This window comes from Streptomyces sp. CA-294286 (assembly GCF_050947155.1).
Classification (GTDB): Bacteria; Actinomycetota; Actinomycetes; order Streptomycetales; family Streptomycetaceae; genus Streptomyces.
Genome location: NZ_CP192005.1, coordinates 1,490,309 through 1,511,874, shown reverse-complemented (window position 1 = coordinate 1,511,874; position 21,566 = coordinate 1,490,309). Strand labels below are relative to the sequence as shown.

The following is a 21,566-nucleotide window of genomic DNA, read 5'->3' as shown; positions in this document are numbered from 1 at the left end:
CCCATGACCATCCAGGGCACCCACCAGTGGCGCGGCATCATCGAGGAGTACCGGGACCGGCTCCCGGTCACGGCCACGACGCCCGTCGTCTCGCTGGGCGAGGGCGGCACGCCGCTCGTCCGCGCTCAGGTCCTCTCCGAGCGCACCGGCTGCGAGGTGTACCTCAAGGTCGAGGGCGCCAACCCGACCGGGTCCTTCAAGGACCGCGGCATGACCATGGCGATCACGCGGGCCAAGGAGGAGGGCGCGAAGGCCGTCATCTGCGCCTCCACCGGCAACACGTCGGCGTCCGCCGCCGCCTACGCCGTACGGGCCGGCATGGTCTGCGCCGTCCTCGTACCGCAGGGCAAGATCGCGCTCGGCAAGATGGGCCAGGCCCTCGTGCACGGCGCGAAGATCCTCCAGGTCGACGGGAACTTCGACGACTGCCTGACGCTGGCCCGCTCGCTGTCCGACAACTACCCGGTGGCGCTGGTCAATTCGGTCAACCCGGTGCGCATCGAGGGCCAGAAGACCGCCGCCTTCGAGATCGTCGACGCGCTCGGCGACGCCCCGGACATCCACGTCCTGCCGGTCGGCAACGCGGGCAACATCACCGCGTACTGGAAGGGGTACAAGGAGTACGCGGCCGACGGCCTGGCCACGCACACCCCGCGGATGTGGGGCTACCAGGCGTCCGGCGCCGCACCCATCGTGCGCGGCGAGGTCGTCAAGGACCCCTCGACGGTCGCCACCGCCATCCGCATCGGCAACCCGGCGTCCTGGGACTTCGCGCTCGCAGCGCGCGACGAGTCCGGCGGGCGCATCGACGAAGTGACGGACCGTCAGATCCTCTCCGCGTACCGCCTGTTGGCCTCCCAGGAGGGCGTCTTCGTGGAGCCCGCCTCCGCCGCTTCGGTCGCCGGTCTGCTGAAGGCCGCCGAGGAGGGCAGGGTCGACCGGGGCCAGCGGATCGTCTGCACGGTCACCGGCAACGGCCTCAAGGACCCGGAGTGGGCCACCGCCGGCGCCCCGCCGGCGACCGCCGTACCCGTCGACGCCGTCATCGCCGCCGAGAAGCTCGGCCTAGCCTGAGCCGCACGCCGGACGCGCCCCCGGGGCGCGGGGTGCGCGCGCGACCAGCCACAGCGGTCCCGCGCGCACCCCGCGCCCCGGAGGGCCACCCCCACCCCGTCGAGGCAACGCGCGACACGTGCGCCCTATGTCCCCCGGGAACCTTCCTTCGATAGGCTGTACCGACACTCCCGCGCCGCATATGCCGCGGTGCCTGTCGCCGTCAGGCCGCACGTGTCGCAGTACCCACTGCCCCCCGCCACACAAGGAGATCGTCGAGCGATGGCCGGTCCCGCGTTCCGAGCCGCCCCCGTGCGCGTGCGTGTCCCCGCCACGAGCGCCAACCTCGGGCCCGGCTTCGACGCCTTCGGCCTGTCCCTGGGGCTGTACGACGACGTGGTGGTGCGCGTCGCCGACTCCGGGCTGCACATCGACATCGCGGGCGAGGGCGCCGACACGCTGCCCCGCGACGAGCGTCATCTGCTCGTACGGTCGCTGCGCACCGCCTTCGACGCCCTCGGCGGGCAGCCGCGCGGCCTGGAGATCGTCTGCGCCAACCGCATCCCGCACGGCCGCGGCCTCGGCTCCTCGTCCGCCGCCATCTGCGCCGGCATCATGGCCGCCCGCGCGGTGACCACGGGCGGCGACGCCAAACTGGACGACGAGGCCCTGCTGGAGCTCGCCACCGAGATCGAAGGCCACCCCGACAACGTCGCCGCCTGCCTCCTCGGCGGCTTCACCGTCGCGTGGATGGACGGCGGCGCGGCCCGTGCGATCCGGCTGGACCCCTCGGATTCCATCGTTCCGGTGGTCTTCGTCCCGTCCCGGCCCGTCCTCACCGAGGCCGCCCGCGGCCTTCTTCCCCGTACCGTCCCCCATGTGGACGCAAGCGCCAACGCCGGTCGTGCCGCCCTGCTCGTGGAAGCCCTGACCAGGCGTCCCGAACTGCTGCTGCCCGCCACCGAGGACCGGCTGCACCAGGAGTACCGCACTCCCGCGATGCCCGAGAGCGTCGCGCTCGTCAACCGGCTGCGCGCGGACGGCGTCCCCGCGGTCGTCTCCGGCGCGGGCCCCACGGTCCTCGCACTGGTCGAGGAGCCCGCGGCCGACAAGGTCGTACGGGCGGCGGGCGACGGATGGGCCGCGGAGCGGCTCTCCCTCGACGCCGCGGGCGCGAGCGTGCTGCCGCTCGCACCTCAGAACGCGTCCGGCTAGGACAGCCGGCAGGACCTCACGCGATTGCCGGTGGAAGAGAGGGGGAATGTTTGTTGGAGCCGGTAGTGTTAATCTCAAGTCTGCATCCGACGCCCTTGCGGCGCGGTGCATCGTGTCCCCTTCGGGACCGTCTTCTTCCGGGAGCCTCCCCAAACTGCCAGAGCAGCCTGCCTGAGCCGTTTTGAGCACGCTCCGGAACCGGCACGACACCCCGCGTTCTTCCCAGAGGGGGCACTGGGGACTTCGGGTCGGAACCCCACGCACTTTTGTCTCTCCGCCACATCCGGCGGACCACCGCCCCGGCACGGCTCTCCTCAAGGAAGCCGCCGGCACAGCACAACCGGTCGCCGAGCCAGACAGGCCGACGTCCGCTCCAGGGAAGGACCCTTCGTGAGCGACACCACCGATCTGATGGGCGTGACTGCCGACAAGAATGTCGACAATGCGTCCGACGCAGGTGCTGCCACCGGCAGTGCCCCGCGGCGCCGCCGCTCCGGCACCGGCCTGGACGGCATGGTCCTGGCCGAGCTGCAGCAGGTCGCGTCCGGCCTCGGGATCAAGGGCACCGCGCGCATGCGCAAGGGCCAGCTGATCGAGGTCATCAAGGAGACGCAGGCAGGCGGCGGCAAGGCCGCCCCCGCCAAGAGCGCCGTCTCGGGCGACGCCGAGAGCAAGCCCAAGCGCCGCGCCACCTCCAAGGCGCGCACGGACAATGCCGAGGCCGCCGCCCCGGCCGAGGCGAAGGCCGAGAAGGCCGTCAGCCAGCAGCAGATCGACATCCCCGGCCAGCCGGCTCCGAAGCTGTCGGCTCCGCCCGCGCAGACGGGCGCCTCCGGCGACGAGCAGCCGGCCGGCGAGCGCCGCCGCCGGCGTGCCACCGCAGCGGCCGGCAGCCCCGAACAGGGCGTCGCCGCAGGCGAGGTGTCGACCAGTCAGAAGTCCGACGTCAAGACCGAGGTCCGGGCCGAGGCCAAGACCGACGTCAAGGCGGAGGCGCAGACCGACACCAAGAACAACAACGACGCCAAGGCGGAGCAGTCGGCGGACAACGCCGAGGGCCGCCGGGGCCGCGACCGCGGGGACCGCCAGGGCCGCGACCGGGGCGAGCGCGGTGACCGGGGCGACCGCCAGAGCCGCCGGGACCGTGACCGCGGTGGCAAGGGCGCCGACGACCAGGGGCGCCAGCAGCGCCAGGGCGGCAACCAGGGCAACCAGGGCGGCGGCAACCAGGGCAACCAGAGCCAGGGCCAGGGCCGCGACAACGGGCCCCAGGACGACGACGACTTCGAGGGCGGCCGTCGCGGGCGCCGTGGCCGCTACCGCGACCGCCGTGGCCGCCGAGGCCGCGACGAGTTCGGCAGCGAGGCCCCGCCGCAGGTCAACGACGACGACGTACTGATCCCCGTCGCGGGCATCCTGGACATCCTCGACAACTACGCGTTCATCCGGACGTCCGGCTACCTGCCGGGCCCCAACGACGTGTACGTCTCCCTCGCCCAGGTCCGCAAGAACGGCCTGCGCAAGGGCGACCACACCACCGGTGCGGTCCGCCAGCCCAAGGACGGCGAGCGCCGCGAGAAGTTCAACGCGCTGGTGCGCCTGGACTCCGTCAACGGCATGGCGCCGGAGAGCGGCCGCGGCCGCCCCGAGTTCCAGAAGCTGACCCCGCTCTACCCGCAGGACCGGCTGCGCCTGGAGACCGACCCGGGCGTCCTGACGACCCGGATCATCGACCTCGTCGCGCCGATCGGCAAGGGCCAGCGCGGTCTGATCGTGGCCCCGCCGAAGACCGGCAAGACCATGATCATGCAGGCCGTCGCCAACGCGATCACGGTCAACAACCCCGAGTGCCACCTGATGGTCGTCCTGGTCGACGAGCGTCCGGAAGAGGTCACCGACATGCAGCGGTCGGTGAAGGGCGAGGTCATCTCCTCCACCTTCGACCGTCCCGCCGAGGACCACACCACCGTCGCCGAACTGGCCATCGAGCGCGCCAAGCGCCTCGTGGAGCTGGGCCACGACGTGGTCGTCCTGCTCGACTCGATCACCCGCCTGGGCCGTGCGTACAACCTGGCGGCCCCGGCCTCCGGGCGCATCCTGTCCGGTGGTGTCGACTCGACCGCCCTCTACCCGCCGAAGCGCTTCTTCGGTGCGGCACGCAACATCGAGGACGGCGGCTCGCTGACCATCCTGGCCACCGCGCTGGTCGACACCGGCTCGCGCATGGACGAGGTGATCTTCGAGGAGTTCAAGGGCACCGGCAACATGGAGCTCAAGCTCGACCGCAAGCTCGCCGACAAGCGCATCTTCCCCGCGGTGGACGTCGACCCGTCCGGCACCCGCAAGGAAGAGATCCTGCTCAACGCCGAAGAGCTGGCGATCGTCTGGAAGCTGCGCCGGGTGCTGCACGCGCTCGACTCGCAGCAGGCCATCGAGCTGCTTCTCGACAAGATGAAGCAGACGAAGTCGAACGCCGAGTTCCTGATGCAGATCGCCAAGACGACCCCGTCCGGCAACGGCAACAGCAACGACTAGCCGCTTCCGTTCAGGAACAGCGGTACGAGCCCGGGGGCGGGTCACGAGGGATCGTGACCCGCCCCCGGGCTCGCGTCGTCCGCGCGAAAGCACGGCGGGGCGGGCGGCAGACCCCCGGAAGCGGACCGGAGAAGCGGACCACGGAGGCGGAACCGGGGAGTCGAGGGCCGGACGGCGGTCTTGCACCGTGACCCTTTCGAGACGTGCGCCACACCCGCCCCAGAGAGCACTCAGCTCCCCGGGGCGCCGTGGGCCTCGTAAAGCAGCAGCTCAACCGGGATAAGAGTCCCTCTTAGAGCTGTCCGGCAGCATGCGCACCGAACCCCTCTTCCGCCGGGCACGCAAGAGCGCTGTGCAACCCTTCTGGGTGATTCAACGTCTGACAAGTGTCGACATACCGTGCCTGATCCACCACGGCAGGGGGTACGCGGGATTCCACGAGGGACTGAGGAGCACATGAGCGACACGGGCAGGAGCGGCCGAATACGGGCCACCGGCAAACGCCGCAAGGCACCGGCCAAGGGCCGCCGGGCCACCACGACGCTGTCGTGGGTCGCCGCGGGCGTGGTCCTGGCCGGCGGCAGCGGACTCGGCTACGTGTACTTCAAGCTCGACGGCAACCTCAAGGGCGTCGACATCAACAGCGCCCTCGGCACGGACCGGCCCGACGAGGTCGACAACGGCTCTCAGGACATCCTCGTCCTCGGCTCCGACTCCCGCGACGGCGACAACGCGGAGTACGGCACGGACGAGGGCGGCGCCCGCTCCGACACCGCGATGATCCTGCACGTGAACGAGGGCCACACCAAGGCCAGCATCGTCTCCATACCGCGCGACACCCTCGTCTCCCGCCCGGAGTGCGTGTCCGACAAGGACGGCAGGTCGACGGTGCCCGCCGCACAGCGGCAGATGTTCAACACCGCGTACGAGGTCGGCGGGCCCGCCTGCGCGGTGAAGACCGTGGAGCACATGTCGGGCATCCGCATGGACCACTACGTCGAGGTCGACTTCACCGGCTTCAAGAAGCTGATCGACGAACTCGGCGGCGTCCCGGTCACCACCAACAAGGCGATCAAGGACACCAAGAGCCACCTGGACCTGCCGCCCGGCACCCACCAGCTCAACGGCGAGCAGTCCCTGGCCCTCGTCCGCACCCGCAAGAGCGTCGGCGACGGCAGCGACCTCGGCCGCATCCAGCTCCAGCAGGCGTTCATGAAGGCCCTCATCGGCCAGGTCAAGAACGTCGGCGTCTTCACCAACCCGAAGAAGCTCTACGACCTCGCCGACGCCGCCACCAAGGCCATCACCACCGACTCCGACCTCGCCTCGGTCAACCAGCTCATGTCCTTCGCGAACGGCCTCAAGGGCATCGGCGCACAGGACATGAGGATGGTCACCCTGCCCGTCCAGTACGACCCCCGGGACCCGAACCGCGTCATCCCCCTGGACACGCAGTCCCAGCAGCTCTGGCAGGCACTCCGGAGCGACGCGCCCATCCCGGCGTCCGTCACCGAGGGCTCGGCGGGCGACAAGGGCGACGCCGGCACGATCGTCAAGGGCGACTGAGACCCGCCCGGCCCGGTCTCGCGCCGGGCCCGCAGGGGACCGCGGAATACATCCGGGCCCGTCCCCGTTGAGACGATTACCTTCGAATTTTGAAGCGCGGGCCTGCCCTGGCAGACTGGTCCGTCGGCCCCGGTTCACGTACCCGCAAATCCGCGGATGCGACCCGGTGCCCTCCCGAAACTCTAGGAGTCACCTTGAAGCGCGATGTTCACCCCGAGTACGTCGAGACCCAGGTCAGCTGCACCTGTGGCGCGGCGTTCACCACCCGTAGCACCCTGACCGAAGGCCGCATCCGCGCCGAGGTCTGCTCCGAGTGCCACCCGTTCTACACGGGCAAGCAGAAGATCCTCGACACCGGTGGCCGCGTGGCCCGCTTCGAGGCCCGCTTCGGCAAGGCCGGCTCCGCCGCGAAGTAGCGAGCCATCGCGCCGGTCCTCGACCGCTCCGTACCGGAGTGGGGGAGGACCGGCGCTTTGTCGTGACGCAGGCTGCTCATTTCGTAACTCACGCACCCCAGGAGCCCGAAGATGTTCGAGGCGGTCGAGGACTTGATCGGCGAGCACGCCGATCTTGAGAAGAAGCTGGCCGACCCGTCTGTCCACGCGGACCAGGCGAACGCGCGCAAGCTCAACAAGCGCTATGCCGAGCTGACCCCGATCATCGGCACCTACCGGACCTGGAAGCAGCTCGGCGAGGACATCGAGACGGCCCGCGGGTTCATCGCGGACGACCCCGACTTCGCCGCCGAGGTCAAGGACCTGGAGCGGCAGCGCGAGGACGTCACGGAGAAGCTGCGGCTCCTCCTGGTCCCCCGGGACCCCAACGACGACAAGGACGTCATCCTGGAGGTCAAGGCGGGCGCGGGCGGCGACGAGTCCGCCCTGTTCGCCGGCGACCTGCTGCGCATGTACCTGCGGTACGCCGAGCGCGTCGGCTGGAAGACCGAGATCATCGACGCCACCGAGTCCGAGCTGGGCGGCTACAAGGACGTCCAGGTCGCCGTCAAGACCAAGGGCGGCAACGGCGCCACCGAGCCCGGCCAGGGCGTCTGGGCCCGCCTGAAGTACGAGGGCGGCGTGCACCGCGTGCAGCGCGTGCCCTCCACCGAGTCGCAGGGCCGCATCCACACCTCCGCCGCCGGCGTGCTCGTCACGCCCGAGGCCGAGGAGGTCGAGGTCGAGATCAACATGAACGACCTGCGCATCGACGTCTACCGCTCCTCGGGCCCCGGCGGGCAGTCCGTCAACACCACCGACTCCGCGGTGCGCATCACGCACCTGCCGACCGGAGTCGTCGCCTCCTGCCAGAACGAGAAGAGCCAGCTCCAGAACAAGGAGCAGGCCATGCGCATCCTGCGCTCCCGTCTGCTGGCCGCCGCGCAGGAGGCCGCCGAGCGCGAGGCGTCGGACGTACGTCGCAGCCAGGTCCGTACGGTCGACCGTTCCGAGAAGATCCGGACGTACAACTTCCCGGAGAACCGGATCTCCGACCACCGCGTGAACTTCAAGGCGTACAACTTGGACCAGGTGCTCGACGGCGACCTCACCGCCGTCATCCAGGCCCTCGTCGACGCGGACTCCGCGGCGAAGCTCGCTGCTGCGCAGTAGGCCACGACCGTCCCACGTCCAGCTGTCCCTGCAAGCCGGAGGATCCGGATGAATCTGCTGCTCGCCGAGGTGGCGCAGGCCACCCAGCGGCTGGCCGACGCCGGCGTGCCCTCACCGCGCTTCGACGCGGAGGAGCTCGCCTCGTTCGTCCACGGTGTCAAGCGGGGAGAGCTGCACCGGGTCCCCGACAGCGACTTCGACGCCCGCTACTGGGAGGCCATCGCCCGCCGGGAGGCCCGCGAACCCCTCCAGCACATCACCGGCCGCGCCTTCTTCCGCTACCTGGAGCTCCAGGTGGGGGCCGGCGTCTTCGTGCCCCGGCCGGAGACCGAGTCGGTCGTCAGCTGGGCCATAGACGCCGTACGCGCCATGGACGTCGTCGAACCGCTGATCGTCGACCTGTGCACGGGCTCCGGCGCCATCGCGCTCGCCCTGGCCCAGGAGGTGCCGCGCTCGCGCGTGCACGCCGTGGAGCTGGACGAGGGCGCCCTCAAGTGGACCCGCAAGAACGTCGACGGCTCCCGGGTCGTCCTGCACCACGGGGACGCCCTGACCGCGCTCCCCGAGCTGGACGGCCAGGTCGACCTGGTGATCTCCAACCCGCCGTACATCCCGCTCACCGAGTGGGAGTACGTGGCGCCGGAGGCCCGCGACCACGACCCCGAGATGGCGCTGTTCTCCGGCGAGGACGGCCTCGACCTGATCCGCGGCATCGAACGCACCGCGCACCGTCTGCTGCGGCCCGGGGGCGTCGTCGTCATCGAGCACGCCGACACCCAGGGCGGCCAGGTCCCGTGGATCTTCACCGAGGAGCGGGGCTGGGCGGATGCCGCCGACCACCCCGACCTCAACAACAGGCCGCGATTCGCCACCGCACGCAAGGCGATGCCGTGACCGGCCCACCGCATCCCGGGTACGGCCCGTACCACCCGTATCTCTCGTACAACCCGATGTTCCTGCCCGAGGGGGACCGTTAAATGGCACGGCGATACGACTGCAACGACGCGACCGACCGCAAGACCGGTCTGCGCGAGGCCGCCTCGGCCGTCCGCCGGGGCGAGCTGGTCGTCCTGCCCACCGACACCGTCTACGGGATCGGCGCGGACGCGTTCAGCAGCGAGGCGGTCGGCGACCTCCTCGAAGCCAAGGGCCGCGGCCGGAACATGCCCAGCCCCGTGCTCATCGGCTCCCCGAACACCCTGCACGGCCTGGTCACGGACTTCTCCGAGCAGGCGTGGGAACTGGTCGACGCGTTCTGGCCGGGCGGGCTGACCCTCGTCGCCCGTCACCAGCCGTCCCTCCAGTGGGACCTCGGCGACACCCGCGGCACCGTCGCCGTCCGCATGCCGCTGCACCCGGTCGCCATCGAACTGCTCACCGAGGTCGGCCCGATGGCCGTCTCCTCCGGCAACCTCACCGGCCACCCGGCCCCCGAGGACTGCGACGCGGCCCTGGCGATGCTGGGCGACTCCGTCTCCGTCTACCTGGACGGCGGCCCCACGCCGGGCAACCTCCCGTCCTCCATCGTCGACGTCACCGGCAGGACACCGGTCCTGCTGCGGGCCGGCGTGCTGAGCGCGGAGGAGCTGCGCAAGGTCGTACCCGATCTTGAGGTGGCGAGTTGACCGCCCTTGACGGGCGTGGCACAGCAGAAGGCATATCGGGGACCACCTTCCGTATCCTCCACGTCAGCACCGGCAACGTCTGCCGCTCGCCCATCACCGAGCGGCTGACCCGCCATGCCCTGGCGGAACGCCTCGGCGACCCCTCCTACGGCGGCCTGATCGTGGAGAGCGCCGGCACCTGGGGCCACGAGGGCGCCCCCATGGAGGCCAACGCCGCCGCCGTCCTCGCCGACTTCGGCGCCGACGCGGCGGGCTTCACCGGGCGCGAACTCCTCGACGAGCACGTGATCCGCGCCGACCTCGTCCTCACCGCGACCCGCGACCACCGCGCCCAGGTCATCTCGATGGGCCACAGCGCGGGCCTGCGCACCTTCACCCTGAAGGAGTTCAACCGCCTCGTCAGGGCCATAGACCCGCTCACCCTCCCGGACCCCCTGGAGGACGGCGTCGTCGAGCGCGCCCGTGCCCTGGTGCGGGCCGCCGCCGCCCTGCGGGGCTGGCTGCTGGCACCCACGGAGGAGGCGGACGAGGTCTACGACCCGTACGGGGCTCCGATCACGTTCTTCCGGTCGGTCGGCGAGGAAATCAACGCGGCGCTGGACCCGGTCGTCACGGCGTTGACGGGGGCTCCGGCCAGGCACTGAGCCGTGGGGGGCGGGGGTCCCCGGCGGACGGAGTCCGGCGCAGCGGCTCGAAGCCCGGGAGGCCCCTTGGGGCCGAGCGGCGCGAGGGGTGCGTGGGGGAGGGGCCCGGTCGTCACGGCGTTGACGGGGGCTCCGGCCAGGCACTGAGCCGTGGGGGGCGGGGGTCCCTGGCGGACGGAGTCCGGCGCAGCGGCGCGAGGCCCGGGAGGCCGCCCGGGGCCCAGGGGCGCGAGGGCGAGGGGCCCCGTAGGGCGGCGCAGACCGGGCGGGGCGGGCATGGCGGGCCTACATTGGGGGACACGGCACTGAAGTCCCCCTCCTCCCAGGCCCCGGAGCCCGAGATGCCCGCCATCGCTGCACCCGCATCCGTATCCGCACCCGCCGCCCCCGTGACGCCCGGGGCGGACTTCGAGGCACTCGCCCGCCAGGACCCAGAGATCGCCGACGTCGTACGCGCCGAGGTGCGCCGGGAGGCGCAGGGGCTCCAGCTGATCGCCGCCGAGAACTTCACCTCGCCCGCCGTGCTCGCCGCCCTGGGGTCGCCGTTGGCGAACAAGTACGCGGAGGGGTACCCGGGGGCCAGGCACCACGGCGGGTGCGAGGTGGTGGACGCCGCCGAACGGATCGCGATCGACCGGGCGAAGGGCCTGTTCGGCGCCGCGCACGCCAATGTGCAGCCGCATTCGGGGTCGGCGGCCGTGCTCGCCGCGTACGCCGCGCTGCTCAAGCCCGGGGACACCCTGCTGGCCATGGGTCTGCCGTCGGGCGGCCACCTCACGCACGGGTCGCCGGTCAACTTCTCCGGGCGCTGGTTCGACGTGGTGGGGTACGGGGTCGACGCGGAGAGCGGTCTGATCGACTACGAGCAGGTGTCCGCCCTCGCGCGCACCCGCAGGCCCCGGGCGATCGTCGTGGGCTCCATCTCGTACCCCCGCCATCCCGACTACGCGGCCTTCCGGGCCATCGCCGACGACGTCGGGGCCTACCTGGTGGCGGACGCCGCGCATCCGATCGGACTCGTGGCCGGAGGGGCCGCGCCCAGTCCCGTGCCGTACGCAGACGTCGTCTGCGCGACCACGCACAAGGTGCTGCGCGGGCCGCGCGGCGGGATGCTGCTGTGCGGCGAGGAGCTGGCGGAGCGGATCGACCGGGCGGTCTTCCCGTTCACGCAGGGCGGCGCGCAGATGCACACGATCGCGGCCAAGGCGGTGGCGTTCGGCGAGGCGGCCGGACCGGCCTTCGCGACGTACGCCCATCAGGTGGTCTCCAACGCGCGGGTGCTCGCCGAAGGACTGGCGGGCGAGGGCTTCGCCGTCACGACCGGCGGTACGGACACCCACCTGATCACCGTCGATCCGGCTCCGCTGGGCATGGACGGACGCGAGGCGAGGGCGCTGCTGGCGGCGGCGGGTGTGGTGCTGGATACGTGCGCGCTTCCGTACGGAGAGGGCCGTGGCCTGCGGCTCGGCACGGCGGCGGTGACCACGCAGGGCATGGGCGAAGCCGAAATGGCGCGTATCGTCGCCCTGTTCGCGCTGGCCCTGCGCGGTGAGCGGACCGCGCCGAGCGAGGTACGGGAGCTGGCGCGGAGGTTTCCCCCTTACCGGGGATGAACGGGCCGTGCGGAACCATCCACAGGGACCCGAGTGTCCTCAACCCCGTGGCCGCGAAGCTAGGGTGTGGGGCTGAGATGGCCAGAGACAACTGTGGGGCAGCCCGTGCGTGAATACCTGTTGACGCTCTGCGTCACGGCCGCGGTGACGTATCTGCTGACGGGCCCGGTGCGGAAGTTCGCCATCGCGGCCGGGGCGATGCCGGAGATCCGCGCCCGTGACGTCCACCGGGAGCCGACGCCTCGGCTCGGCGGCATCGCCATGTTCGGCGGTCTGTGCGCCGGGCTGCTGGTGGCGGACCACCTGGAGAGCCTCAACGGCGTCTTCGAGCTGTCGAACGAACCGCGTGCCCTGCTCTCCGGGGCCGCCGTGATCTGGCTGATCGGCGTCCTGGACGACAAGTTCGAGATCGACGCCCTGATCAAGCTGGGCGGCCAGTTCATCGCGGCGGGCGTCATGGTCATGCAGGGCCTCACGGTCCTCTACCTGCCCGTCCCGGGCGTCGGCGGCGTCTCGCTGACCCCCTGGCAGGGCAACCTCCTCGCGGTCGCCCTGGTCGTCATCACCATCAACGCGGTCAACTTCGTCGACGGCCTCGACGGCCTCGCGGCCGGCATGGTGCTCATCGCGACCTGCGCGTTCTTCCTGTACGCCTACCGCATCTGGTTCCGGTACGGCATCGAGTCGGCCGCCCCCGCCACCCTCTTCGCCGCGATCCTGGTCGGCATGTGCCTGGGCTTCCTGCCGCACAACATGCACCCGGCCAGGATCTTCATGGGCGACTCCGGTTCCATGCTCATCGGGCTGGTCCTCGCGGCCGGCGCCATCTCCATCACCGGCCAGGTCGACGGGGACGCCCTGCGCCTCTTCGCCGGCGGCGAGCGCAACGCCACCCACGCGATGCTGCCGGTCTTCATTCCGCTGCTGCTGCCGCTGACGATCATCGCGATCCCGTTCGCGGACCTGGTGCTGGCGATCGTACGGAGGACCTGGCAGGGCAAGTCGCCGTTCGCGGCCGACCGGGGTCACCTGCACCACCGGCTCCTGGAGATCGGGCACTCGCACAGCAGGGCGGTGCTGATCATGTACTTCTGGTCGGCGCTGATCGCGTTCGGGATGGTCGCCTACTCGGTGTCGCGGGAGAGCATGTGGATCGTGCTGCTCATCGTCGTGCTGAGCGCCCTGGGGCTGGTGCTGCTGCTGCTTCCTCGCTTCACGCCGCGCGCCCCGCGCTGGATGGAGGCTTTCGTGCCGCCCCGCTACCGGCGCCGACGGACGCGGGCTGCGGCGCCGGCCGCTCCGGAACCGTCCGAGTCGAGCGGAGCGACGACCGGAGCAACGGCTCAGGAGACGGCAAGGACGGAGACGGCAGGGACGGGAGCCGGGACGGAGCCCGTGGCGACGGCCGGGACGGCGGGCCGGGAGCCGGAGGGCACCGGGGACGGGACCGGCGAAGCGGACCGCGCACGGGTGGCGGCGGGCGTCAACGGCGCCACCGCCCTGGGATCCCGTTCGCGTTACCACTGAGGTACCCGCGTTGACGATTACCCCAACGCGGCTCAATATCAGACAAACCGTCGACGCGCACTGCACACACGGGCGGGGTCACTCTCATGTGTGACACCAGCCACACTTTTAGGGTAAAGACTGCATCAAATAGTTTGTGATACCGTTCACGAGACCCGGCGACAGAGCCGCAGGACCGCGATACGCCGGTCCGGCGGCCCGAGAGCCCTTCTCGATCCGGGCTTACGCTCGTCCATGACGACACCCACTGCCCCACCAAGCAAAGCGGAGCTGCCGCCATGCCGTCCCACGACGTCCGGAGTCTCCTCCAGACCGCCGTCCCCACCGCTGCCCTCGGCGTAGTCGCCGCTGTGGTCGGCGGCGTGGCCGTCGGCGGCAAGGGGGCTGTCGGCGCGGCTGTCGGGGTGCTGGTGGTGATCCTCTTCATGGGGCTGGGCCAGGTCGCGCTGCAGTACGTGGCCAAGGCCATGCCGCAGCTCTTCTCGGGGATGGGGCTGGTGGTCTACTCCGTCCAGCTCGTGCTCCTGCTGTTGTTCATCATGGCGTTCAGGAACACCACGCTCTTCCATCTCCAGGCCTTCGCGATCAGCCTCGTGGCTGCCACGATCATGTGGATCGTCGCGCAGACCTGGTCGCACGTGAAGTCGAAGACGCTCTATGTCGACCCCTCCCAGGAAGACGTCACCGCCTCCGGGGCAGGGACGTCCCATGACAAGTAGGGCCGGTATAAGTTCACGTTCGACGGACTGCTATGGTCCGATCCAAACTGCGGCACTGCGGGCGCGGGCACCAGAGCTGACGCCTGTCCTTCGCGAGGCTCTGCGCCTGTCCGCCGCCACCACCCTGTAAGACCAGACCGGTGCCGTACTGCGGCTGCCCTGCCGCTCAGACTCAACGAGGTTGCCGTATCCATGCGCCATGCAGAAGGAGCTCCTGGTGACTGCTGACGCCCAGACGCTCGCCTTCGAGGTTGACTGCCATCTCTTCCAGGGCTGCGGTTTCCCCGCCCCGAGTGCGTGGTCATTCATCTTCGACCCGATCTTCACCATCGGGCCTGTCGAGTTCAACAAGCCGATGCTGTTGGCGATCATCGGTACGTTCGCCATCCTTGCCTTTTTCTGGGCCGGCTTCTCCAAGCCCCAGGTAGTGCCCGGCAAGCTCCAGATGGTCGCCGAGGCCCTGTACGACTTCGTGCACCGAGGCATCGCCAAAGAGGTCATCGGCAAGAAGGGCGAGCCCTTCGTCCCGCTGCTGGTGTCGCTGTTCTTCTTCATCTGGATGATGAACCTCTGGGCGCTGATTCCGCTGGCGCAGTTCCCGGTCAGCGCGCTCATCGGCTACCCGGTCGGGCTGGCACTCCTCGTGTGGGTCATCTACATGACGGTGACCTTCCGGAACCACGGTTTCGTCGGTGGCATCCGCAACCTGTGCGTACCGAGCGGCCTGCCGAAGCCGATCTACATCATCCTGACGCCGCTCGAGTTCATTTCGAGCGTCTTCGTGCGGCCGTTTACGCTGGCGGTCCGACTCTTCGCGAACATGTTCGCGGGGCACATCCTGATCCTGGTCTTCACGATCGCCACCTGGTACATGCTCGGTACCGTTCTCGGCACGGTCTACGCCACCGCGTCCTTCGCGGTGACGATCGTCCTCACGGTCTTCGAGCTGTTCATCCAGGCGCTGCAGGCATACGTCTTCACCGTGCTGACCGCCACGTACCTGTCCCAGGCGCTCGAAGAAGCGCACTGAGAGACACCCGGACCACCCCCGGTCACCCCACAGACGTCCGGCGGACACAACTCCACCGGCCATTCAAGAGAAGGAACCACAGAGCAATGTCTGAGACTCTCGCTGCTGTCACGGGCAACATCGGCACCATCGGCTACGGCCTGGCCGCGATCGGCCCCGGCGTCGGCATCGGCATCATCTTCGGTAACGGTGTGCAGGCCATCGCCCGTCAGCCCGAGGCTTCCGGCCTCATCCGCCAGAACATGCTTCTCGGCTTCGCGGTCATCGAGGCCCTGGCGCTGATCGGCTTCGTCGCCCCCTTCATCTTCCCGAAGGCCTGACAGTTTCTTTAAGACGAAAGGTCCATCATGTTGCATCTTGCAGCTGAGGAGCCGCAGTCGCCGCTGTTGCCGGTCTGGCCCGAGATTCTCATCGGTCTGATCGCGTTCGGCATCGTCTTCTTCGTCTTCTCCAAGAAGCTCCTCCCGGCCATCAACAAGGTTCTGGAAGAGCGGCGCGAGGCCATCGAAGGCGGCATCGAGAAGGCCGACGAGGCCCGGATCGAAGCCGAAAGCGTCCTGGAGCAGTACAAGGCTCAGCTCGCCGAGGCCCGCCACGAGGCCGCACGACTGCGCCAGGAAGCTCTGGAGCAGGGCACTGCGCTCAAGGAAGACCTGCGCGCAGAGGGCCAGCGGCAGCGTGAGGAGATCATCGCTGCCGGGCACGCCCAGATCGAGGCCGACCGCAAGCAGGCTGCACTGACGCTGCGACAGGACGTGGGCAAGCTCGCCACCGACCTGGCGGGCAAGCTCGTCGGTGAGTCCCTTGAGGACCACGCCCGACAGAGCCGTACCATCGACCGTTTCCTCAGCGAGCTTGAGGAGAAGGCCGAGGCCGCCCGATGAACGGCGCGAGCCGCGACGCACTGGGCACCGCCCGGAACAGCCTCGACGCGCTGACGGACACCCCGTCCGTCGACGCGACGAAGCTGGCCGGCGACCTGTCCGCCGTCACCGCGCTGCTGCACCGCGAGGTCTCGCTGCGCCGGGTCCTCACCGACCCGTCGCAGCCCGGCGAGGCCAAGGCCGAGCTGGTCGGACGACTGCTCGCGGGTCAGGTGGACGGCTCCGCCGTCGACCTGGTCAAGGGCATGGTCCGGTCCCGCTGGTCGCAGTCCCGCGACCTGGTGGACACGGTGGAGGAGCTGGCGAACACCGCCGACCTCACCGCCGCCCAGCAGGCCGGCAGGCTCGACACCGTCGAGGACGAACTGTTCCGCTTCGGCCGGATCGTCGCGGCGAACGCCGCGCTCCGGTCCGCGCTCACCGACAAGGCGGCCACCACCGCCGCCAAGAGCTCGCTGCTCCGCAGCCTGCTCGGGGGTCGGGCCGAGCAGGTCACCGAGCGACTGGTCGTCCGTCTGGTGACGCAGCCCCGTGGACGTAGCCTGGAATCGGGACTCGAATCCCTGTCCAAGCTCGCCGCGGAACGCCGTGACCGGAGGGTCGCGGAGGTCACCACCGCGGTGCCCCTCACCGATCAGCAGAAGCAGCGCCTCGGCGCGGCCCTCGCGAAGATCTACGGTCGTGAGATGCACCTGAACATCGACGTGGACCCCACGGTCCTCGGCGGCATCCAGGTCCGCGTCGGCGACGAGCTGATCAACGGGACGGTCGCGGAGCGCCTCGACGAGGTCTCCCGGCGTATGGCGGGCTGACGTCAGTCACGCAGCGCAGCACCAAGCATTGCCAGCAATACGCATTGCCAGCGGCCCGGTTGGGCCGCAGAGGATTCCTGGGGGCCGACCCCAGACCCCTAGAAAACTTCGGGCCCAACAAGGAGAGCAGGGAACCCAGATGGCGGAGCTCACGATCCGGCCGGAGGAGATCCGGGACGCACTGGAGAACTTCGTCCAGTCGTACCAGCCGGACGCGGCCTCGCGCGAGGAGGTCGGAACTGTCAGCGTTGCCGGCGACGGCATCGCGAAGATCGAGGGTCTTCCCTCGGCCATGGCGAACGAACTGCTGAAGTTCGAGGACGGAACCCTCGGTCTCGCCCTCAACCTCGAAGAGCGCGAGATCGGTGCGGTCGTCCTCGGCGAGTTCAGCGGAATCGAAGAGGGCCAGCCGGTGCAGCGCACCGGTGAGGTGCTCTCCGTCGGCGTCGGCGAGGGTTACCTCGGCCGCGTCGTCGACCCGCTCGGCAACCCGATCGACGGCCTCGGCGAGATCGAGACCGAAGGCCGCCGCGCCCTGGAGCTCCAGGCTCCGGGCGTCATGGTCCGCAAGTCCGTGCACGAGCCCATGCAGACCGGCTACAAGGCCATCGACTCGATGGTGCCGATCGGCCGTGGTCAGCGTCAGCTGGTCATCGGCGACCGTCAGACCGGCAAGACCGCGCTGGCCGTCGACACGATCATCAACCAGCGTGACAACTGGCGCTCGGGCGACGTGAACAAGCAGGTGCGCTGCATCTACGTCGCCATCGGTCAGAAGGGCTCCACCATCGCCTCCGTGCGTGGTGCGCTCCAGGAGGCCGGCGCGCTCGAGTACACGACGATCGTCGCCGCCCCGGCGTCCGACCCGGCCGGCTTCAAGTACCTGGCCCCGTACACCGGTTCGGCCATCGGCCAGCACTGGATGTACGCCGGCAAGCACGTCCTGATCATCTTCGACGACCTGTCGAAGCAGGCCGACGCCTACCGCGCCGTGTCGCTGCTGCTGCGCCGCCCGCCGGGCCGCGAGGCATACCCGGGCGACGTCTTCTACCTGCACTCGCGTCTCCTTGAGCGCTGCGCGAAGCTGTCGGACGACATGGGCGCCGGTTCGATGACCGGTCTGCCGATCGTCGAGACCAAGGCGAACGACGTGTCGGCGTTCATTCCGACCAACGTCATCTCCATCACCGACGGCCAGTGCTTCCTGGAGTCCGACCTGTTCAACGCGGGCCAGCGCCCGGCGCTGAACGTGGGTATCTCGGTCTCCCGCGTCGGTGGTTCGGCCCAGCACAAGGCCATGCGCCAGGTGTCCGGCCGACTGCGTCTGGACCTCGCCCAGTACCGCGAGCTGGAGGCGTTCGCCGCCTTCGGTTCCGACCTGGACGCGGCCTCCAAGGCGGCGCTGGAGCGCGGCAAGCGCCTCGTCGAGCTGCTGAAGCAGGGCCAGTACCAGCCGATGCCGGTCGAGGAGCAGGTCGTCTCCGTCTGGGCCGGCACCACCGGCAAGATGGACGAGGTTCCGGTCGAGGACATCCGCCGCTTCGAGAACGAGCTGCTGGACTACATGCGCCGCGAGCGCAAGGACCTCCTCACCTCGATCGCCGAGGGCGCCAAGATGAACGACGACACGCTCCAGTCCATCGCCGACGCGATCACCACGTTCAAGGGGCGGTTCGAGACCTCGGACGGCCAGTCCCTGGGCGAGGACGCACCGGCCGTCAACGTCTCCAAGTGACGACGGAAGGGACCTGACTCATGGGAGCGCAGCTCCGGGTCTACAAGCGTCGCATCCGCGCCGTCACCGCGACCAAGAAGATCACCAAGGCGATGGAGATGATCGCCGCCGCCCGTATCGTCAAGGCCCAGCGCAAGGTCACGGCTTCCATGCCGTACGCCAACGAGCTGAACCGCGCGGTGTCGGCGGTGGCGACCGGATCCGACGCCGACCACCCGCTGACGACCGAGGCGGAGAACCCGACCCGGGCCGCGATCCTGCTCGTCACGAGCGACCGCGGTCTGGCCGGCGGCTACTCCTCCAACGTCCTCAAGGCGGCGGAGAAGCTCACCGAGCGGCTTCGCGGCGAGGGCAAGGAGGTCGACACCTACATCGTCGGCCGCAAGGGCGTCGCCTACTACGGGTTCCGTGAGCGCAAGATCACGGACTCGTGGACCGGCTTCACCGACAGCCCCACCTACGCGGACGCCAAGCGCGTCGCAGCGCCCCTCATCGAGGCCGTCACCACGGAGACGGCCGAGGGCGGTGTCGACGAGCTGCACATCGTCTTCACGGAATTCGTGTCGATGATGACGCAGAACCCGGTCGAGAACCGGATGCTGCCGCTCAGCCTCGACAAGGTGGAGAAGGAGGAGGGCAAGAAGGCCGAAATCCTTCCGCTCTTCGAATTCGAGCCCTCGGCGGAGGACGTCCTCGACGCCCTGCTGCCGCGATACGTCGAGAGCCGTATCTACAACGCACTGCTTCAGGCCGCCGCTTCCGAGCACGCCGCCCGTCGTCGTGCGATGAAGTCGGCGACCGACAACGCCGGGGATCTGATCAAGAACCTCTCCCGGCTTGCCAACGCGGCCCGCCAGGCCGAAATCACCCAGGAAATCAGCGAGATCGTCGGTGGCTCCAGCGCCCTCGCCGACGCGAACGCGGGGAGTGACAAGTAATGACGACCACTGTGGAGACGGCCGCCGCCACGGGCCGTGTTGCCCGTGTCATCGGCCCTGTCGTCGACGTGGAGTTCCCCGTCGACGCCATGCCGGAGATCTACAACGCCCTCAAGGTCCAGGTCGCAGACCCGGCCGAGGACGGCCAGCTCAAGACGCTGACCCTGGAAGTCGCCCTGCACCTGGGTGACGGCCTGGTCCGCGCGATCTCGATGCAGCCCACCGACGGTCTGGTCCGCCAGGCCCCGGTGACCGACACCGGCGAGGGCATCACCGTCCCCGTCGGCGAGATCACCAAGGGCAAGGTGTTCAACACCCTCGGCGAGATCCTGAACAAGCCGGAGGCCAACGCCGAGGTGACCGAGCGGTGGCCCATCCACCGCAAGGCCCCGTCGTTCGACCAGCTTGAGTCGAAGACCGAGATGTTCGAGACCGGCGTCAAGGTCATCGACCTTCTCACCCCGTACGTCAAGGGTGGAAAGATCGGTCTGTTCGGTGGTGCCGGTGTCGGCAAGACCGTGCTGATCCAGGAAATGATCTACCGCGTGGCCAACAACCACGACGGTGTGTCGGTGTTCGCCGGTGTCGGTGAGCGCACCCGTGAGGGCAACGACCTCATCGAGGAAATGGCCGAGTCCGGCGTCATCGACAAGACGGCGCTCGTCTTCGGTCAGATGGACGAGCCGCCGGGCACGCGTCTTCGCGTCGCGCTCTCGGGTCTGACCATGGCGGAGTACTTCCGCGATGTGCAGAAGCAGGACGTGCTCTTCTTCATCGACAACATCTTCCGCTACACGCAGGCGGGTTCCGAGGTCTCCACGCTCCTCGGCCGCATGCCGTCCGCGGTGGGTTACCAGCCGAACCTGGCCGACGAGATGGGCCTCCTCCAGGAGCGCATCACGTCGACCCGTGGTCACTCGATCACCTCGATGCAGGCGATCTACGTCCCCGCGGACGACCTGACCGACCCGGCGCCGGCCACCACCTTCGCCCACCTGGACGCGACGACCGTGCTGTCGCGTCCGATCTCGGAGAAGGGCATCTACCCGGCGGTGGACCCGCTCGACTCCACGTCGCGCATCCTGGACCCCCGTTACATCGCGGCGGACCACTACGCGACGGCGATGCGTGTCAAGGGGATCCTGCAGAAGTACAAGGACCTCCAGGACATCATCGCGATCCTCGGTATCGACGAGCTGGGCGAAGAGGACAAGCTCGTCGTCCACCGCGCCCGTCGCGTCGAGCGCTTCCTGTCGCAGAACACCCACGTCGCCAAGCAGTTCACCGGCGTGGACGGTTCGGACGTACCGCTCGAAGAGTCGATCCGTGCGTTCAACGCGATCTGCGACGGGGACTACGACCACTTCCCCGAGCAGGCGTTCTTCCTGTGCGGTGGCATTGAGGACCTCAAGGCCAACGCCAAGGAGCTCGGCGTCAGCTGACGCCAGGCATCCCCTGCAGTGCCGTACGTGTGAGAGGGGCGGGCAGGCCCGCCCCTCTCCCGTACACCCCCTAGACTTTGACCTGACACCCGGCAGCAGTGCCGGGTGGTGACCCGAGGAGCCACCCTTGGCTGCTGAGCTGCACGTCGAGCTGGTCGCTGCGGACCGTAACGTCTGGTCCGGCGAGGCCACCCTGGTCGTCGCGCGCACCACGTCCGGCGACATCGGCGTCATGCCCGGTCACCAGCCGCTTCTGGGTGTGCTGGAATCGGGCCCCGTGAACATCCGTACGAGTGACGGCGGCACCGTCGTCGCCGCCGTGCACGGCGGTTTCATCTCGTTCGCCGACAACAAGCTGTCTCTGCTCGCGGAGATCGCCGAGCTGGCCGACGAGATCGACCAGGCCCGTGCGGAGCGGGCGCTGGAGCGTGCGCAGTCGGAGGCCGACGCGGCCGCCGAGCGCCGCGCCGCCGTCCGGCTGCGCGCGGTGGCCGGACACTGAGTCCCGCCTCACGCCACGTGAACCACCCTCAGCCGCGGCTCGTACTGGATACTTCCAGGACGGGTCGCGGCTGAGGCGATGCGGATGCTTTTCTGTTGTTTCGCGGTTTCTGTTGTCCT

The 21,566-nt window shown here is 69.5% G+C and carries 20 protein-coding genes; all 20 read left to right on the top strand.

The window, feature by feature from the left end:
- Positions 1-3: 3 nt before the first annotated feature.
- A complete protein-coding gene (thrC, locus tag ACQPZG_RS11220; protein WP_433545658.1) occupies positions 4-1,074 on the top strand; it encodes a threonine synthase in 1,071 nt (356 codons plus the stop codon).
- A 261-nt stretch (positions 1,075-1,335) separates the two neighbouring features.
- Positions 1,336-2,268, top strand: a complete 933-nt coding sequence (thrB, locus tag ACQPZG_RS11215; RefSeq protein ID WP_433545657.1) for a homoserine kinase — start codon at positions 1,336-1,338, stop codon at positions 2,266-2,268.
- Between the two features lie 390 nt (positions 2,269-2,658).
- A complete protein-coding gene (rho, locus tag ACQPZG_RS11210) occupies positions 2,659-4,803 on the top strand; it encodes a transcription termination factor Rho (RefSeq protein WP_433545656.1) in 2,145 nt (714 codons plus the stop codon).
- 456 nt (positions 4,804-5,259) lie between these two features.
- Positions 5,260-6,369, top strand: a complete 1,110-nt coding sequence (locus tag ACQPZG_RS11205; RefSeq protein WP_433545655.1) for an LCP family protein — start codon at positions 5,260-5,262, stop codon at positions 6,367-6,369.
- A gap of 194 nt (positions 6,370-6,563) precedes the next feature.
- Positions 6,564-6,785 carry a 50S ribosomal protein L31 gene (gene rpmE / locus ACQPZG_RS11200; protein WP_185033017.1) on the top strand — a complete coding sequence of 74 codons (222 nt, stop codon included), beginning with the start codon at positions 6,564-6,566 and terminating at the stop codon, positions 6,783-6,785.
- Positions 6,786-6,896: 111 nt separating this feature from the next.
- Positions 6,897-7,976 (top strand): peptide chain release factor 1, encoded by a 1,080-nt coding sequence (gene prfA, locus ACQPZG_RS11195; RefSeq protein WP_433545654.1) that lies wholly within the window; start codon positions 6,897-6,899, stop codon positions 7,974-7,976.
- 48 nt (positions 7,977-8,024) lie between these two features.
- Entirely contained in the window at positions 8,025-8,870 is an 846-nt protein-coding gene (gene prmC, locus ACQPZG_RS11190; RefSeq protein ID WP_185033022.1) for a peptide chain release factor N(5)-glutamine methyltransferase, read from the top strand.
- A gap of 83 nt (positions 8,871-8,953) precedes the next feature.
- A complete protein-coding gene (locus tag ACQPZG_RS11185) occupies positions 8,954-9,601 on the top strand; it encodes an L-threonylcarbamoyladenylate synthase (RefSeq protein ID WP_433545653.1) in 648 nt (215 codons plus the stop codon).
- Positions 9,598-10,245 carry a protein-tyrosine-phosphatase gene (locus tag ACQPZG_RS11180; protein WP_433545652.1) on the top strand — a complete coding sequence of 216 codons (648 nt, stop codon included), beginning with the start codon at positions 9,598-9,600 and terminating at the stop codon, positions 10,243-10,245. Before ACQPZG_RS11185 ends, ACQPZG_RS11180 begins: the two co-directional genes overlap by 4 nt.
- A gap of 341 nt (positions 10,246-10,586) precedes the next feature.
- The gene (gene glyA / locus ACQPZG_RS11175) at positions 10,587-11,858 is read left to right on the top strand and encodes a serine hydroxymethyltransferase (protein ID WP_433545651.1); all 1,272 of its coding nucleotides are present in this window, start codon (positions 10,587-10,589) and stop codon (positions 11,856-11,858) included.
- 93 nt (positions 11,859-11,951) lie between these two features.
- Entirely contained in the window at positions 11,952-13,385 is a 1,434-nt protein-coding gene (locus ACQPZG_RS11170) for an MraY family glycosyltransferase (protein ID WP_433545650.1), read from the top strand.
- A 278-nt stretch (positions 13,386-13,663) separates the two neighbouring features.
- Positions 13,664-14,104, top strand: coding sequence for a hypothetical protein (locus ACQPZG_RS11165; protein ID WP_433545649.1), 441 nt, complete (start codon positions 13,664-13,666; stop codon positions 14,102-14,104).
- 199 nt (positions 14,105-14,303) lie between these two features.
- Positions 14,304-15,134, top strand: a complete 831-nt coding sequence (atpB, locus tag ACQPZG_RS11160) for a F0F1 ATP synthase subunit A (protein ID WP_433545648.1) — start codon at positions 14,304-14,306, stop codon at positions 15,132-15,134.
- A gap of 86 nt (positions 15,135-15,220) precedes the next feature.
- A complete protein-coding gene (atpE, locus tag ACQPZG_RS11155; protein ID WP_185033035.1) occupies positions 15,221-15,454 on the top strand; it encodes an ATP synthase F0 subunit C in 234 nt (77 codons plus the stop codon).
- Positions 15,455-15,481: 27 nt separating this feature from the next.
- A complete protein-coding gene (locus tag ACQPZG_RS11150; RefSeq protein WP_185033037.1) occupies positions 15,482-16,018 on the top strand; it encodes a F0F1 ATP synthase subunit B in 537 nt (178 codons plus the stop codon).
- A complete protein-coding gene (locus ACQPZG_RS11145) occupies positions 16,015-16,830 on the top strand; it encodes a F0F1 ATP synthase subunit delta (protein ID WP_433545647.1) in 816 nt (271 codons plus the stop codon). Before ACQPZG_RS11150 ends, ACQPZG_RS11145 begins: the two co-directional genes overlap by 4 nt.
- Positions 16,831-16,969: 139 nt before the next feature.
- A complete protein-coding gene (gene atpA, locus ACQPZG_RS11140; protein ID WP_433545646.1) occupies positions 16,970-18,565 on the top strand; it encodes a F0F1 ATP synthase subunit alpha in 1,596 nt (531 codons plus the stop codon).
- 20 nt (positions 18,566-18,585) lie between these two features.
- Positions 18,586-19,503 (top strand): F0F1 ATP synthase subunit gamma, encoded by a 918-nt coding sequence (locus ACQPZG_RS11135; protein ID WP_433545645.1) that lies wholly within the window; start codon positions 18,586-18,588, stop codon positions 19,501-19,503.
- Positions 19,503-20,945: a F0F1 ATP synthase subunit beta gene (atpD, locus tag ACQPZG_RS11130; protein ID WP_185033042.1), complete on the top strand. Its 1,443-nt coding sequence runs from the start codon at positions 19,503-19,505 to the stop codon at positions 20,943-20,945. The genes ACQPZG_RS11135 and atpD overlap by 1 nt, the downstream gene beginning before the upstream one ends.
- 127 nt (positions 20,946-21,072) lie before the next feature.
- Positions 21,073-21,447: a F0F1 ATP synthase subunit epsilon gene (locus ACQPZG_RS11125; RefSeq protein WP_433545644.1), complete on the top strand. Its 375-nt coding sequence runs from the start codon at positions 21,073-21,075 to the stop codon at positions 21,445-21,447.
- The last annotated feature ends 119 nt before the right edge of the window (positions 21,448-21,566 follow it).